Annotated in this window: 15 protein-coding genes; 4 read left to right on the forward strand and 11 right to left on the reverse strand. The window is 60.3% G+C overall.

Annotated elements, in window-relative coordinates; translation table 11 throughout:
- Window positions 1-164: 164 nt before the first annotated feature.
- The 7 genes from Q8O29_RS19275 to scpA are packed head-to-tail and all read right to left on the reverse strand — an operon-like array spanning window position 165 to window position 6,281.
- Entirely contained in the window at window positions 165-1,697 is a 1,533-nt protein-coding gene (locus Q8O29_RS19275; protein WP_305565785.1) for an acyl-CoA carboxylase subunit beta, read from the reverse strand.
- 46 nt (window positions 1,698-1,743) lie between these two features.
- The gene (gene meaB, locus Q8O29_RS19280) at window positions 1,744-2,763 is read right to left on the reverse strand and encodes a methylmalonyl Co-A mutase-associated GTPase MeaB (protein ID WP_305565787.1); all 1,020 of its coding nucleotides are present in this window, start codon (window positions 2,761-2,763) and stop codon (window positions 1,744-1,746) included.
- Window positions 2,760-2,921 (reverse strand): hypothetical protein, encoded by a 162-nt coding sequence (locus Q8O29_RS19285; RefSeq protein WP_305565789.1) that lies wholly within the window; start codon window positions 2,919-2,921, stop codon window positions 2,760-2,762. The genes meaB and Q8O29_RS19285 overlap by 4 nt, the downstream gene beginning before the upstream one ends.
- Entirely contained in the window at window positions 2,918-3,346 is a 429-nt protein-coding gene (locus tag Q8O29_RS19290) for a hypothetical protein (RefSeq protein WP_305565791.1), read from the reverse strand. The genes Q8O29_RS19285 and Q8O29_RS19290 overlap by 4 nt, the downstream gene beginning before the upstream one ends.
- A gap of 15 nt (window positions 3,347-3,361) precedes the next feature.
- On the reverse strand, window positions 3,362-3,781 hold the full coding sequence (locus Q8O29_RS19295; protein ID WP_305565793.1) for a type II toxin-antitoxin system VapC family toxin: 420 nt from the start codon (window positions 3,779-3,781) through the stop codon (window positions 3,362-3,364).
- Window positions 3,762-4,055 carry a hypothetical protein gene (locus tag Q8O29_RS19300; protein ID WP_305565795.1) on the reverse strand — a complete coding sequence of 98 codons (294 nt, stop codon included), beginning with the start codon at window positions 4,053-4,055 and terminating at the stop codon, window positions 3,762-3,764. The genes Q8O29_RS19295 and Q8O29_RS19300 overlap by 20 nt, the downstream gene beginning before the upstream one ends.
- A 36-nt stretch (window positions 4,056-4,091) precedes the next feature.
- A complete protein-coding gene (gene scpA / locus Q8O29_RS19305; RefSeq protein ID WP_305565797.1) occupies window positions 4,092-6,281 on the reverse strand; it encodes a methylmalonyl-CoA mutase in 2,190 nt (729 codons plus the stop codon).
- A 141-nt stretch (window positions 6,282-6,422) separates the two neighbouring features.
- Between scpA and Q8O29_RS19310 the strand changes: the two genes are divergently transcribed.
- Entirely contained in the window at window positions 6,423-7,058 is a 636-nt protein-coding gene (locus tag Q8O29_RS19310) for a GntR family transcriptional regulator (RefSeq protein WP_305565799.1), read from the forward strand.
- 237 nt (window positions 7,059-7,295) lie between these two features.
- Here the strand turns inward: Q8O29_RS19310 and Q8O29_RS19315 are convergent, their stop codons facing one another.
- Window positions 7,296-8,135, reverse strand: a complete 840-nt coding sequence (locus Q8O29_RS19315; protein WP_305565801.1) for a class II aldolase/adducin family protein — start codon at window positions 8,133-8,135, stop codon at window positions 7,296-7,298.
- Between the two features lie 126 nt (window positions 8,136-8,261).
- On the opposite strand from Q8O29_RS19315, the gene Q8O29_RS19320 reads away from it, so the two are divergent.
- Complete coding sequence (locus tag Q8O29_RS19320; protein WP_305565803.1) at window positions 8,262-9,158, forward strand: LysR substrate-binding domain-containing protein; 897 nt, start codon at window positions 8,262-8,264, stop codon at window positions 9,156-9,158.
- Here the strand turns inward: Q8O29_RS19320 and Q8O29_RS19325 are convergent.
- Entirely contained in the window at window positions 9,145-9,348 is a 204-nt protein-coding gene (locus Q8O29_RS19325; protein WP_305565805.1) for a hypothetical protein, read from the reverse strand. The genes Q8O29_RS19320 and Q8O29_RS19325 overlap by 14 nt on opposite strands.
- A 12-nt stretch (window positions 9,349-9,360) precedes the next feature.
- Complete coding sequence (gene dusA / locus Q8O29_RS19330) at window positions 9,361-10,410, reverse strand: tRNA dihydrouridine(20/20a) synthase DusA (protein ID WP_305565812.1); 1,050 nt, start codon at window positions 10,408-10,410, stop codon at window positions 9,361-9,363.
- Between the two features lie 359 nt (window positions 10,411-10,769).
- Between dusA and Q8O29_RS19335 the strand changes: the two genes are divergently transcribed.
- Complete coding sequence (locus Q8O29_RS19335; protein WP_305565807.1) at window positions 10,770-12,575, forward strand: M14 family metallopeptidase; 1,806 nt, start codon at window positions 10,770-10,772, stop codon at window positions 12,573-12,575.
- A 99-nt stretch (window positions 12,576-12,674) separates the two neighbouring features.
- A complete protein-coding gene (locus Q8O29_RS19340) occupies window positions 12,675-13,088 on the forward strand; it encodes an RNA-binding protein (protein ID WP_305565809.1) in 414 nt (137 codons plus the stop codon).
- Window positions 13,089-13,198: 110 nt separating this feature from the next.
- On the opposite strand, the gene dnaB is transcribed toward Q8O29_RS19340, so the two are convergent.
- The gene (gene dnaB, locus Q8O29_RS19345) at window positions 13,199-14,611 is read right to left on the reverse strand and encodes a replicative DNA helicase (protein ID WP_305565810.1); all 1,413 of its coding nucleotides are present in this window, start codon (window positions 14,609-14,611) and stop codon (window positions 13,199-13,201) included.
- Window positions 14,612-14,867 lie beyond the last annotated feature (256 nt).

Consider the following 14,867-nt stretch of genomic DNA (forward strand, 5'->3'; position numbering starts at 1 on the left):
TGCTGCGCAGGGATTGAGGATGGGTGCAGAAGAATACCCAACAACCGGGATTGGGCTGCCTGGGCGCTTTGCGCAGGTAAAGGAGGAGCCTGAAGGGCGGGGGACACGGAGCAAAACGCCCAGGCAGCCCGATCCAGCGCGGAAAGAACGCATGACCATAAAAATCACAGCGGAATATTCCCGTGCTTGCGCCACGGGTTCTCAAGCTTCTTGTCCTTGAGCATCACCAGCGAGCGGCAGATGCGCTTGCGGGTTTCATGCGGCAGGATCACATCGTCGATGAAGCCGCGTGCGCCGGCCACAAAGGGGTTGGCAAAACGCGCCTTGTATTCGGCTTCCTTCGCGGCCAGCTTGGCAGGGTCGCCCTTGTCTTCGCGGAAGATGATCTCGACCGCGCCCTTGGCGCCCATCACCGCAATTTCGGCATTCGGCCAGGCAAAGTTGACGTCGCCGCGCAGGTGTTTGGAGCTCATCACGTCGTAGGCGCCGCCATAGGCCTTGCGCGTGATCACGGTGATCTTGGGCACGGTGCACTCGGCGTACGCATACAGCAGCTTGGCGCCATGTTTAATGATGCCGCCGTACTCCTGGCTGGTGCCAGGCATGAAGCCGGGCACATCGACAAAGGTCAATACCGGGATGTTGAAGGCATCACAAAAGCGCACAAAACGCGCGGCCTTGATGGCGCTTTTGATGTCCAGGCAACCGGCCAGCACCAGTGGCTGATTGGCGACGATGCCGACCGTCTGGCCTTCCATGCGTGCAAAACCAATGATGATGTTTTTGGCGTACTCGGGCTGGATCTCGAAAAAATCGCCGTCGTCCGCCGTTTTGACGATCAGCTCCTTCATGTCGTACGGCTTGTTCGGGTTCTCGGGCACCAGGGTATCCAGGCTCAGGTCCATGCGGCTCGCCGGGTCGGCGCTCGGGCGCACCGGCGCTTTTTCGCGGTTGTTGAGCGGCAGGTAGTTGTAGAGTCGGCGCAGCATCAGCAGGGCTTCGACGTCGTTGTCAAACGCCAGATCAGCCACGCCACTGCGTGTGGTGTGGGTGGTGGCCCCGCCCAGTTCTTCGGCACTCACTTCCTCATGCGTCACGGTCTTGACCACTTCAGGCCCTGTCACAAACATGTACGAGCTGTCCTTGACCATGAAGATGAAGTCGGTCATGGCCGGTGAATACACTGCACCCCCTGCACACGGACCCATGATCATGCTGATCTGCGGCACCACGCCCGACGCCATCACATTGCGCTGGAAGACGTCGGCATACCCGCCCAGCGACGCCACGCCCTCCTGGATGCGCGCGCCGCCGGAATCATTGAGGCCAATCACAGGCGCACCCACCTTCATGGCCTGGTCCATCACCTTGCAGATTTTTTCGGCGTGGGCTTCGCTGAGCGCGCCGCCAAACACGGTGAAGTCCTGGCTGAAGACAAACACCAGGCGACCGTTGATCATGCCGTAGCCGGTCACCACGCCATCACCCGGCGGCCGGTTGCCCTCCATGCCGAAGTCGGTGCAGCGGTGTTCGACAAACATGTCCCATTCTTCAAACGTGCCTTCGTCGAGCAACAACTCCAGCCGCTCCCGCGCCGTCAGCTTGCCTTTGCCGTGTTGCGCGTCAATGCGTTTCTGCCCGCCACCGAGCCGGGCCGCCGCGCGCTTTTTTTCCAGCTGTTGAAGAATTTCCTGCATGGTGTGCCTTCTGTGTCTTTCAATGTGCTATATATTTGATAGCTGCTTACGCCCGTGCAGCATGGGCTGCGAGCAGATTTCGTGCTGCTGTCGAGGCTGGAAGCTGGTCACTGGCCACCTGGACCAGCAAATCAGGCAGCAAGGCGCTGACGGCCGGGTCTTTCCGGAAGGCCTGCTTGAGCCCGGCGTCAATGCGCTCCCACATCCACGCCAGCGACTGTTGCCGCCGCCGTTCTGCCAGCTTTCCGTTGGTCGTTTGAAGGGTTTTGAACTGCGTCACCGCCGTCCAAAAAGCATCGACGCCCTTGTTGTGTAGCGCGCTGAGCTGGATCACCTGGGGATGCCAGGGGTTCGCTCCCTCTCCACCTGGGAGAGGGTAGGGGTGAGGGCTGCCGCCGCGCGGGATGAACAGGCGCATGGCGGAGGTGATCTGGGCCTGGGCGCGCATCGCGGCATCGGCGTCGATGTCGGCCTTGTTGATGATGACCATGTCGGCCAGTTCCATCACACCTTTTTTGATGGCCTGCAAGTCGTCGCCGGCGTTGGGTAGCTGCATCAGCACAAACATGTCGGTCATGTTGGCCACCGCAGTTTCGCTCTGGCCCACGCCCACCGTCTCGACGATGATCACGTCGTAACCCGCCGCCTCACAAACCAGCATGGCTTCGCGCGTCTTTTCAGCCACGCCACCCAATGTGCCGCTGGACGGGCTGGGACGGATGTAGGCGCGTTCGTGCACCGACAGTTTCTCCATGCGTGTCTTGTCGCCGAGGATAGAGCCACCGGAGAGACTGGACGAAGGGTCAATGGTCAGAACGGCCACGCGGTGACCCTGCTTGATCAAATAAAGACCCAGCACCTCGATGAAGGTCGATTTGCCGACGCCGGGCACACCACTGATGCCGAGGCGGAAAGCCTTGCCGGTGTGCGGCAGCAAGGCGGTCAGCAGCTCATCGCCCTGCGCGCGGTGGTCGGCGCGGGTGGATTCGAGCAGCGTGATGGCTTTGGCGATGGCGCGGCGTTGGGCCAGAGCCGCACCGTGAACAATCAACTCGAGCACGCTCACGCCAGCACTCCGCACGGTTGGCAACCCGGGTCAAAGCGCCCCAAGCGCTCGAGACTTTCACGCAGTGCCTCAATGCGAATTGCCACCATCGCATCAAAGTCATCGGCCAGCACCGCCGCCATAAAAATTTGCCCCCGCTCGTTCATGGTCAGCGTCAATCCCGCAGGTAAACACACCCGACCTCAAGGCCTTGCTCTGGGGTGCCCGTCCACTCGCCGTTCAAAGTCGACGCTTCATAACGTTCATTGCTGTAGGTATAAAAAGCGTAGCTCCAGCGGTTCAAGTCGAAGTGCCTAAGCCTGCCAAGACGGGTGGGGTGCTCGCGGTAGCTTGCTATCGCTTCTTGCACGTTCTCACCCCGACTGGCCCAGTACTTCACCAATTCAGCATCGGGTTCGCGATAGGCGTCGATGTAGCACAGCGCGCCCCGAAAGCGCACTTCAAGACGGGCAGATTTGTCGTGGCCCAACTTGGCAAAGCAAGCATGCAAGCACCTCTCCACCTGCTGTTTGGTTCGCTCGGGAATCTTCACTCCGCCAGAGTGAGGGTCGAAGTACCAGCCGCGTGTTTGTGCTGCGCTCATGGGTGTAGTGACCTGTTAAAGAATCTCGAAGGCGCGCCCGTCAGGCAACTTGTAACGCGAGAAGTCGCGTTTATCCAAAGTCATGATTCGAGTGACACCTGTATCTGTTGCCAATGCGTAGAGCGACGCGTCGGCCAGATCCATTTCTGTGCGCGGTGACTCGGTGTACCTTTGCATGACGGGAACCAACTCAATCAAAGCCTCTTGACCAAACGGGAAGACTGAAACTGCACCACGCCCAATCCATTTGAGCAGTTCAAACCGTTCTGGAGGTCTCACAAGATAACTGGCCTCCGTCACGCACGGCCATGTCGTTGACAACGACCAATGCTCCAGAGACGCGAGTTGAAATAACTCTCGATAGTGTTGATTTTTAGGTTCACTTGAAACAAATGCTGCCACCAAGGCGCTTGCATCAATCAGCGCTGAGGCCATGCTTCGCTCTCAATTTTGCAATCATGGTTTGACGTGATTGTTCTGTGTCATACAACTCTGCGCCCTCGCCGCCATAGGTCTCTTGCCACTGCTTGGCTTGAGGTTGCAAAGCCGTTTCGCCCTTGACTTCCAATAGAAGTTTGTAAGGGTCTTTGCGCCCCAACGCACGCTCCAACGCAGCAATGATGAACTGCGTTTTGGTAATACCTTGGCGCTTGGCCGAAAGCTCAACTTCTTTTTCCATCAATGGGTCTAAACGTACAGATACAGCCATGTCTTTTTCCTTTGATTGAAATACAGTATTACTGTATCACAACTTTGAATTTTGACTTGAATCCAAAGCCTTCCGAATCTGCTCCAGCACATCCTTGGCACTGGCCACAATCGGCGTGCCCGGCCCGTAAATGCCTTTGACGCCGGCTTCGTACAGCATGTCGTAGTCCTGCCGGGGAATCACGCCGCCTACAAACACGATGATGTCGTCGGCACCCTGGCGTTGAAGCTCGGCGATGATGGCCGGCACCAGGGTCTTGTGGCCAGCGGCAAGGGTTGATACGCCCACGGCGTGCACGTCGTTTTCAATCGCCTGGCGCGCGCATTCTTCGGGCGTCTGGAACAACGGGCCCATGTCCACGTCGAAGCCGAGGTCGGCAAAAGCTGTGGCCACCACCTTGGCGCCACGGTCATGGCCGTCCTGGCCTAATTTTGAAATCATCACGCGCGGGCGTCGGCCTTGCGCTTCGGCAAAGGCATTGATCTCGGTCTTGAGGTTTTCCCAGCCTTCGGCCGAGTCATAAGCTGCTGCGTACACACCGGTCACCTTTTGTGTATCGGCGCGGTGGCGCCCGTAAACTTTCTCTAGTGCGTCACTGACCTCACCCACCGTGGCGCGCAGGCGCACAGCCTGGATGCTGAGGTCCAGCAGGTTGCCGTCGCCTATTTCGGCGGCAGCCGTCAGCGCGTCCAGCGCGGCTTGCACTGCCGCCCCATCGCGGCTGGCGCGAATAGCCTTGAGCCGCGTGATCTGCCCGTCGCGCACCGCTACATTGTCAATGTCGCGGGTCTCAATCGCATCTTCGGTTTTGAGCTTGTATTTGTTGACGCCGACGATCACGTCCTTGCCGCTGTCAATGCGCGCCTGCTTTTCAGCTGCGGCGGCCTCGATCTTGAGCTTGGCCCAGCCGCTGTCCACGGCTTTGGTCATGCCGCCCATGGCATCGACTTCTTCAATGATGGCCCAGGCGGCGTCGGCCATGTCCTGGGTCAGCTTTTCCATCATGTAGCTGCCCGCCCAGGGGTCAATCACATGCGGTATGTGGGTTTCTTCCTGGATGATCAACTGGGTGTTGCGCGCAATGCGCGAGCTGAATTCAGTCGGCAGCGCAATCGCTTCGTCAAAGCTGTTGGTATGCAGGCTTTGTGTGCCGCCAAAGACGGCGGCCATGGCCTCGATGGTGGTGCGCACCACGTTGTTGTAGGGGTCCTGCTCGGTCAGGCTCCAGCCCGAGGTCTGGCAGTGCGTGCGCAACATCAGGCTCTTGGGGCTTTTAGCGTTGAACTCTTTCATGATGCGGCACCACAGCAGGCGCGCCGCGCGCATTTTGGCGACTTCAAGGTAGAAGTTCATGCCGATCGCCCAGAAGAAGCTCAGGCGCCCGGCAAAGCCATCGACGTCCAGGCCCTTGGCAATCGCCGTCTTCACATACTCTTTGCCGTCGGCCAAGGTAAAAGCCAGTTCCAGCGCCTGGTTGGCACCCGCTTCCTGCATGTGGTAACCGCTGATCGAGATCGAGTTGAACTTCGGCATGTGGCTGGCCGTGTACTCAATGATGTCGCCGATGATGCGTATGCTGGGCGCAGGCGGGTAGATATAGGTGTTGCGCACCATGAACTCTTTGAGGATGTCGTTCTGGATGGTGCCGCTCAATTGGTCCTGCGCCACGCCCTGCTCTTCAGCCGCGACCACATAACCCGCCAGCACCGGCAACACCGCGCCGTTCATGGTCATGGACACCGACACCTTGTCCAGTGGGATCTGGTCGAACAGGATTTTCATGTCCTCAACACTGTCGATGGCCACGCCGGCCTTGCCGACGTCACCCGTTACCCGCGGGTGGTCGCTGTCGTAGCCACGGTGCGTCGCCAGGTCAAAAGCGACCGAGACGCCCTGCCCGCCTGCGGCCAGTGCCTTGCGGTAAAAAGCGTTGGATTCTTCAGCGGTCGAAAAACCGGCGTATTGGCGTATGGTCCAGGGCCGCACCGCGTACATGGTCGCCTGCGGGCCACGGATGAAGGGCTCAAAACCCGGCAAGGTGTGGGTGTGCGGCAGGTCCTTGATGTCTTCTGCGGTGTACAGCGGCTTGACGCTGATGCCGTCCGGCGTCTGCCAGTTCAGGGCGCTCACATCACCGCCCGGCGCCGATTTGGCGGCGGCTTTGGACCAGGCCTCCAGGCTGGCGGGCGCGAATTCGGGGGCTGGCGGTGGTTTGCGGGTGCTCATGGCAGGTGCTCGGTACGGTTCGAGGCGTGTATGGGTAGTCGCATGAGTTTACATTATTTATAATTATTGATGCAAAATATAGTTTCAGATAAGATCGTGTCGTCAGACAAAACCCGCTTTCTGAAGTCTTCACAAAAAATCATGGCTGCTGTTTCATTGACCCCCCGCGCACTTTATGAAGAGGTGGCAGAGCTGTTGCGCCAGCGTATTTTCAACCGCGAACTCGCGCCGGGTAGCTGGATTGATGAGCTCAAACTGGCCGAAGAGTACGGCATCAGCCGCACGCCGCTGCGTGAAGCGCTGAAAGTGCTGGCCACCGAAGGGCTGGTGACCATGAAGGTCAGGCGCGGCGCCTATGTCACTGAAGTGTCAGAACGCGACCTCACGGATGTCTACCACCTGCTCGCCCTGCTGGAAAGTGATGCGGCCGGCGTGGTGGCCACCCAGGCTACCGACGCGCAGTTGAAGGAATTGCAAGCGCTGCATCGCGAGCTTGAAAAAGCCGTGACCAAGCGCGAACGCTTTTTTGAGCTCAACGAGGCCTTTCACATGCGGCTGCTGGAAATTGCCAACAACCGCTGGCGTGACCAGATGGTGGCCGACCTGCGCAAGGTGATGAAACTGAACCGCCACAACTCGCTGCTCAAAGCGGGCCGCATTGAGGAGTCCCTGGCCGAGCATCGGGCCATCATGCTTGCGCTCGCTGCGCGCGATGCCGAAGCCGCCGTGGCGGAAATGCGCAGACATTTCAGCAACGGGCTTGAAGCTGCGGCTTGAAGCCCCTTGAACAAGGGGAGTAAACAAGCAGCCTCATTCACGATGTGCTGCGTTCCGACATCACCCTCTGTCTGCTTGCCCTAAAACATCAGAGTCAATTCCGGCCCAGGCGCGTCGCTTCCCTGAAGCAGGCGCGCCACGCAGGCCATCCACAGCTCAATACCACCAACTGGCCAGCGTGCTCTGAAGAAGTTTTCAGTTACCTGCGGCGACTGGTGTCCATGACGGTAGCAAAACTCAGTCGAACATGTCAGGTTGCGTTTTGACCAGCTGCTCCCAGATCGGCTGAAAATGCAACCAGCCAATGTATTCACTGCCGACATGCTCCCGGCTGTAACGAGCGCGCTCGGGCGTCACCAGGCGAGGGGCAATTCCCGTGGCGTCCACCAAGAGCTGTTGCTGACAGCAACGCTCCAGCCCGATGAACCAGAAGGCTGCGGCCTCGATGCTGTGACGGCTTGCAGTCAACAGCCCATGGTTCTGGTGAATGGCGGCCTTGACGCCTTTGAACGCGTTCGCAACCTTGTGTCCGGCTTTGACTTCCACCGCGACTTGTCCGGCCTCATCACCTATGACCACGTGATCCTCAAAAAATACAGCCGCATCCTGGGTGATAGGTTCCAGTTTTTTGCCCAGGGAGGCAAAAGCAGTTCCGTACACCGTGTGGGCATGGCACATGGCGACGATGTCGGGATGCGCCTCGTGCACCGCCGCATGCAGCACAAACCCGGCGCGATTGATGGCGTGCCGCCCTTCCACCACCTTGCCTTCGTGATCCGCAAGGATGAGGTTGGATACCTTGACCTGGGAAAAGTGGACAGCCATTGGATTGGTCCAGTACAGGCTGGGATGCTCCGGATCGCGGACGGTGAGATGCCCGGCAAATCCATAGTCGAAACCCTGAAGCGCAAAAGCGCGGCAAGCCGCAACCAGCCGTTCTTTCAGATGCCGGCGCTCATCAGCGACATTTGTGAATTTTGGAACAGATGGAAAAATCAGTCCCGCCTGCTCCGGCTGATAGATGGAAACACGTGCGTCCTCCACAACTGATGGGGTTCTTTCCAGGACAGCGGTCATTTTCTAACTCCTTTACATGTAATGGTGGCGACGTCGGCAACATGCGATTATTTGAGAGGGCGGTGGATTTGACAAACGAAGCTTTTTCATGAAAGAATGAATTTAATTCATGAATTAAATTTAGTCATGAGAAAAATTCCGAATTTCTCTTTGCTGCGGGCTTTCGAAGCGGCAGCGCGGCTGGAGAGTTTTACCCTTGCAGCAGACGAACTGCACCTCACCCAATCGGCCATCAGCCACCAGGTACGCGGACTGGAAAATTATTTCGGCCGTCCCCTTTTCATTCGGCGCAACCGGCGAGTCGAGCTCACGCTGGAAGGAAAGCGGCTGCTCGAAAGTCTTTCGAAAGTTTTTGACACCCTCCAGGCTGCCTGCAAGGAGGTGGCGCTGGCGCCACAGGCCGAAGTACTGACCGTCCACAGTGCGCCGAGCTTTGCTGCCAAATGGCTTGGGCCAAGGCTGCCAGAATTCACGCACTCCCATCCAGATATCACCATCCGATTGACCTCGGGAGCCACGCCGCTTGACCTTACACGCGAGCGAGCGATCGACGTCGCGATTTCTTATGGGGCCGCCATCGAAAGAGCCGGCATGCTGTCGGTTGCCTTGGGTACCGAACGTATCGTGCCGCTTTGTTCGCCGGATTTGATCCAGGACGGCCTTCCCATTCACGAACTATTGAGCAAACTTGTCCTCATTGATTCGCAGCTCAGCAGCGTCACATGGCCGAAGTGGTTTGCCCTCAACCGCCTCGTCTTGCCAGACCAGCCGCGACCATCCTTTGATCGGGCCGCTCTGGCAATCTCTGCAGCAGTGGATGGAACCGGAGTAGCCATGGAAAGCATCCGCCTGGCAGAACGGGAGATTTCTCGTGGTGAACTGGTCGAGCTGGGGCAAGGAATATTTGAATCCCTGGCGCTGGAGACGCACTTTGTGTCATGCCGTACCGACGAACGTCAGCTGAAGAAAGTCCGACTGTTCCGCGAGTGGCTTTTCAAAGCTGCGGGAGTTATTGCAAACTGACAGCGCGTTCACTCGTCATCCCGGCACATGCCTGCACCAGCGAGCCCCTGATTCCGCGCGACGCTGCGCGTACGGTGGCGGTGACGCTGATCTCGCCGGGCGTGGTGATGCGGATTTTCATGCTGCGCTTGAGGGCTTCGATCAACGCCTTGCGGGCCAAGGCATCGGGCACGAAGCAGGCGCGGGTCAAGCGCTTGTACGCTCAGGCATGAGCGACCGCAGCACTCTCGATCGCGGGAGCGCCTCTCTCATGCAGCGCTGGCGCATGGGCCAGCGCCATCACCTCGCGCGGGTGCAGGGTTTTGAGCCTGTGGTCACTCCAGACCTGGCGCCAGCGTCGGGATCCTGGCAGGCCGTGGCGCAAACCGAGCATGTGGCGCGCGATAGCCGACCAGGGCGTGCCATGCGCGGCCGCCTGAGTCGCCATGTAATCCACCATCAGCGACTCGACAGATTCGCGAGTCTGCCCGTTTGCAGCGGCGCCGAAGAAGGCCTCATCCCAGGAGGCCAGCCACCAGGGGTTGTAGTAGGCCTCGCGCCCCACCATCACCCCGTCGAGTTCGCGCAGTAGCGCCGCGACCTGCTCACCGGTGGTGACGCCGCCGTTGATGACGATGGTGAGTTCAGGAAACTCTTGCTTGAGCCGGTGAACCAGCTCGTAGCGCAGCGGCGGCACCTCGCGGTTTTCCTTCGGGCTCAGGCCCTGGAGCCAGGCGTTACGCGCATGCACGATGAAGGTCCTGCAACCGGCCGCGCTGACCGTGCCGACAAAGTCGCTCACGAAGGCATAACTTTCACCCTTGTCGATACCAATGCGGTGCTTGACCGTGACCGGCACGTCCACCACATCGACCATGGCTTTCACGCAATCGGCCACCAGTTGCGGCTCGGCCATCAGGCAGGCGCCAAAAGCGCCGCGCTGCACCCGCTCGCTGGGGCAACCGCAGTTGAGGTTGATCTCGTCATAGCCCCATTGCTCACCGAGTTTTGCGCAATGCGTGAGGTCGACCGGCTCGCTGCCGCCCAGTTGCAGCGCCACCGGATGCTCGCCCGCATTGAAGCGCAAATGCCGGGCGACATCGCCATGCACCAGCGCGCCGGTCGTGACCATCTCGGTGTACAGCAGGGCATGGTGCGACAGCAGCCGGTGGAAATAACGGCAGTGCCGATCAGTCCAGTCCATCATCGGGGCCACGCTGAGGCGATGCGGCGGGATTGGCAGGCTTGGCGGGGATGAGGGACCGGGATTCATCGGTAAAAAGGACTCGAACGGCATTGGAAACCCCTAGTTTCTCACGCGGACCTGGCGAGCGTGCTCCAGGAAGGAATTTCCACACCTGGTAACAGAGGGTAGCCACCATTCTGGCGGGAAGTGAAAGGCTGGATAATGGTCAATCAGGACCGGGCCACCCGGCTTTCCTCTAGGAGCCTGTCGGGCTTGGGGCGTCGAGAGCGAAAATCGGCCCCAGCGAGGACAGTTTTTGCCGGATTTGCAGACCCATAGCCCAGCTATGGGACAAAAAGACGGTGAAAAATGGACCGCTGCGGTCGATTTGCAGCCGACGATTCCCAAGTCCGACAGGCTCTTAGCCCCCAATTCAAGCCACGACCATGACAGCACCGACCCTGCACTACTCGCCCGCGCCCCGTTCCGGCCTGCTTCGACCTGCCCTGCCCCTGCTGCTGAGCCTGGCCTTGGCCGGCTGCACCTCGGTGCCGCTGCCGCCCTGGCCTGTACCCGGCGGCACGGCCAAAGCGCCGCCGGTTGCAGCGCCCACACCGATACCGGCAACCGTTGCCCCGCCGGTAGTGATTGTCCAGCCGGTCCCCGTGCGGCCGGCGGTGGTGGTGGTGGCCCCGGCTACCCCGGAAGCGCCGTACAGCGCCGCTGTAGCCGCCCGTTTCCCCGCACCCTCGCTGATCTACAGCACGCCCGGCTTGCAGGAAGGCCGCAGCAGCTTCACGTCGAACTCGGAAATCCAGACTTGGTTGCGCGACCTGGCGGCCTCTGCGACAGCTTCGCCGGGCATGAAAGCCGCATTGCTGCCCATCGGCCAGTCGCAACGCGGCGAGGCCCTGGAAGCGCTGGTGCTGACGCGCGCTGCCGGTACCGACGCGGCCGCCATCGTGGCATCGGGTCGGCCTACCGTGCTACTGATCGGCCAGCAGCACGGCGACGAGCCGGCTGGCAGCGAAGCCCTGCTGGTGGTGGCGCGCGAGTTGATACAAGGTCTGCTGCGGCCGGTGCTCGACCGTGTCAACGTCATCATCGTGCCGCGCGCCAACCCGGATGGCTCGGCAGACAACAAACGCGCGACCAGCGGCGGGCTCGACATGAACCGCGACCACCTGCTGCTCAACACCCCGGAAGCACGGGCCCTGGCCAAACTCACGCGCGACTACCACCCGACCGTGGTTGTTGATGCGCACGAGTACACCGTGGTCGGCCGTTTTCTGCAGAAGTTCGATGCCGTGCAAAAGTACGACGCACTGCTGCAGTACGCGACCACCGCCAACATTCCGGAGTTTTTGACCAAGGCCTCGGAAGAGTGGTATCGCCGCCCGCTGGTAGCCGCACTCAAAGCGCAAGGTCTTAGCAGCGAGTGGTACTACACCACCTCGACCGATCTGGCCGACAAAAAAATCTCCATGGGTGGCACCCAGCCCGACACCGGCCGCAACGTCAACGGCCTGAAAAATACCGTGAGCCTGCTGATCGAGACCCGCGGCGTCGGTATCGGCCGGCTGCACATCCAGCGCCGCGTGCACACCCACGTCATCGCGATCAGCAGCGTGCTGGCCAGTACCGCTCAGCGCGCCCCTGAGCTGGGCCAACTGCAGCCCTACATCGAAAAAGAGATCACCAGCCAGGCCTGCAAGGACGAGGCCGTGGTGGAAGCCGGGCCGACCCTGACTCAGCAGGAACTGCTCATGCTGGACCCAGTCACCGGCGCCGACAAAGCGCTGCGTGTGGAGTGGAACTCGGCGCTGACGCTGCGAAAGATCAAGGCACGCGTGCGCCCCTGCGGTTACTGGCTGTCGGCCTCTTCAAAAACGGCGGTCGAGCGCTTACGCCTGCATGGCGTGCAGGTGCGGCGCGTCACGGAGCCCAGCTCGATGCTGGGTGACATCTACCGCGAAACTGCACGGGCTGCCGGCGTCAGGCAGGACGTGCGGGGAAACATCGCTGATGCGGGGCAGATCGTCAAAATCGAAGTCGCGCTGGTGCGTGGTGTCATCGACGCGCCCATCGGCAGCTACTACGTGCCGCTGAATCAGCCGCTGGCCAACCTGGTGATTGCCGCACTGGAGCCCGACACGCAGAGCAGCTACTTTGCCAACCAGCTCATCGAAAGCCTTGCTGGAAGTGCGCGTGTGATGTCCGAGCCTGCGCTGAAAACCGAAGAGTTGCCCTGAACACCCGGCGCTCTGTGAGCGTTGAAAAATCCTGAGTCCTACAAAAACCGGCTATCGCGACTGACAGCCAGTTCGCGTGATCCAGGCCCTAATGGACCCATGAAGACATTTGAACTTACCCCCAAGATGGTCACCCTGGGTGGCGTGTTTTACCCGACCAGTTTCGCCGTTCTCCTGTTCCCCGAGGCCGACCAGGCCGAGCAAGCCGCCCAGGCGCTGGAAGCCGCCGGTTTTGCAAGCGACGCCGTCATGCCGCTATCTCCCGTGACCATCCTGCACGACATTGGCAAGGTGGATGGTGACTCCGGAGGTATGCCCTCGGTCGGCACCGAAGGCCACACCGTCAACAAATACATCGCACTGGCCCGCCAAGGTCACCACGGCGTGATGGTCCATGCGCCCACCGATGAAGACACGCAGCGCGTGTTGTCGGCGTTGCGCCACCTGCCCTTCACCTATGGCCAGAAATACCACATGCTCGCGATGGAAGACTTGGAGCCGGTCGCAAGTTAAGCGCCGGACACCGTTTTCTCCGGTACCGCCCGAGTTCTGGCAAATCGTCGAATGCTATTGAATTAATAGCAACTCACCCTTGCCGGATATGGGCTGGAGGCCAATTTCTCTTAATAATTGCCGCTGCTCCCATGTGCCAGGCTTTCAAACTTGGTGATGCGGCTGATAAACGCCAGCTTGACCGTACCCGTCGGGCCGTTACGCTGCTTGCTGATGATGACCTCGGCCACGCCGGGTTCCTTGCAGGCGTCCTTGGTGTAGTACTCGTCGCGGTAGATGAACATGATGATGTCGGCGTCCTGCTCAATGGCGCCGGATTCGCGCAGGTCGCTCATCATCGGTCGCTTGTCGGTGCGGGACTCGACACCCCGGCTTAGCTGGGACAGGGCAATCACTGGGCACTGCAGCTCCTTGGCCAGCATCTTCAGGCCGCGTGAAATCTCGCCGACAGCGGTGGCGCGGTTTTCTTCGCTCATGCTGGAAGAAACGCTCATCAACTGCAAATAATCGACCACGATCAGGCCGAGCTTGCCACACTGCCGCGCCAGCCGCCTGGCGTTGGCGCGCAGTTCGCTGACCGTCAGGCCCGGCGTTTCGTCGATGTGCAGCGAGATGTTGCGCAGCTTCTCAATGGCTTCGGTCAGGCGTGGCCATTCTTCGTCGGTCAGGGCGCCGGTGCGCAAATGGGTCTGGTCGATGCGGCCAATGGAGCCGACGATACGCACCGCGAGTTGCGAGGCACCCATCTCCATCGAGAACACCGCCACCGGCAGGCCTTCGTTGAGCGCCACATGTTCGGCAATGTTGATTGCCAATGCGGTTTTGCCCATCGAGGGTCTTGCGGCAAGAATCACCAGATCGCCCGCCTGAAAGCCCGAGGTCATCTTGTCGAGGTCGTAAAAACCGGTGGGCACGCCGGTGACGTCGTTCGGGTTTTCCGACATTTCGGTCACGCGATCCAGTAGGCTGACCACCAGGGTGTCCATGCTCTGGAAGCCCTGCTTCATGCGTGAGCCCTGCTCGCCGATCTTGAAGATCTTCTGCTCGGCCTCATCGAGAATCATCGCCACCGCCTTGCCCTGCGGGTTGAAGGCATTGGTGGCGATCTCGTCGCTGGCGGCCACCAGCTTGCGCAGGATGGAGCGCTCGCGCACGATCTCGGCGTAGCGGCGGATGTTGCTGGCGCTGGGCACGTACTGCGCCAGCGAATTGAGGTAGCCCAGGCCACCGACCTCGTCGGCCTTGCCCTGGTTCTGCAGGTGCTCATACACCGTGATCACGTCCGCCGGCTTGGTGGCGTTGATCAGCGCGCCCACAGCGGCATAAATCAGCTTGTGTTCATACCGGTAGAAGTCCTCGTCCACCAGCAGGTCGCCGACGCGGTCCCAGGCGCCGTTGTCAAGCAGCAACCCGCCCAGCACGCTGGACTCGCCCTCGATCGAATGCGGAGGAATACGCAGTTGCGCGATTTGGCGGTCGGCGCTGTAGCGGGGGTCGGGAGCGGTGGAAAGTACGGCGGACATGGGTTTCCTTGACAGCCCTCCATGCTAGCGCCACCGGGCGCCGGCGTCACGGGGAAAGCTGTTGATAAGTCGTAGATAACAGGGGTACAACCCTGTAAAGAGTGTGGACAGCGCTCAATCGGGATAGGGGCCGATCATCGCTGACCGGACCCCTCCCACACCACCCGGCATGCGGGCCCGCACCGGGCGGTTCGAGAAGTTGAGGTCATGAGAGTCGGGGCAATCCCATCGTGTCGAACCAAGCGATGGTCAGCAC

Source organism: Polaromonas sp., from assembly GCF_030689685.1.
In the GTDB taxonomy this organism is placed as follows: Bacteria; Pseudomonadota; Gammaproteobacteria; order Burkholderiales; family Burkholderiaceae_C; genus Polaromonas.

Bases quoted from the DNA above. Each gene is read 5' to 3' on its own strand.
- Q8O29_RS19310 (WP_305565799.1), top strand. From the start codon at position 6,423: ATGGCTGCTGTTTCATTGACCCCCCGCGCACTTTATGAAGAGGTGGCA.
- Q8O29_RS19295 (WP_305565793.1), bottom strand. From the start codon at position 3,781: ATGGCCTCAGCGCTGATTGATGCAAGCGCCTTGGTGGCAGCATTTGTT.
- Q8O29_RS19340 (WP_305565809.1), top strand. From the start codon at position 12,675: ATGAAGACATTTGAACTTACCCCCAAGATGGTCACCCTGGGTGGCGTG.
- Q8O29_RS19335 (WP_305565807.1), top strand. From the start codon at position 10,770: ATGACAGCACCGACCCTGCACTACTCGCCCGCGCCCCGTTCCGGCCTG.
- dnaB (WP_305565810.1), bottom strand. From the start codon at position 14,611: ATGTCCGCCGTACTTTCCACCGCTCCCGACCCCCGCTACAGCGCCGAC.
- dusA (WP_305565812.1), bottom strand. From the start codon at position 10,410: ATGAATCCCGGTCCCTCATCCCCGCCAAGCCTGCCAATCCCGCCGCAT.
- Q8O29_RS19290 (WP_305565791.1), bottom strand. From the start codon at position 3,346: ATGAGCGCAGCACAAACACGCGGCTGGTACTTCGACCCTCACTCTGGC.
- scpA (WP_305565797.1), bottom strand. From the start codon at position 6,281: ATGAGCACCCGCAAACCACCGCCAGCCCCCGAATTCGCGCCCGCCAGC.
- Q8O29_RS19320 (WP_305565803.1), top strand. From the start codon at position 8,262: ATGAGAAAAATTCCGAATTTCTCTTTGCTGCGGGCTTTCGAAGCGGCA.
- Q8O29_RS19275 (WP_305565785.1), bottom strand. From the start codon at position 1,697: ATGCAGGAAATTCTTCAACAGCTGGAAAAAAAGCGCGCGGCGGCCCGG.
- Q8O29_RS19315 (WP_305565801.1), bottom strand. From the start codon at position 8,135: ATGACCGCTGTCCTGGAAAGAACCCCATCAGTTGTGGAGGACGCACGT.
- Q8O29_RS19300 (WP_305565795.1), bottom strand. From the start codon at position 4,055: ATGGCTGTATCTGTACGTTTAGACCCATTGATGGAAAAAGAAGTTGAG.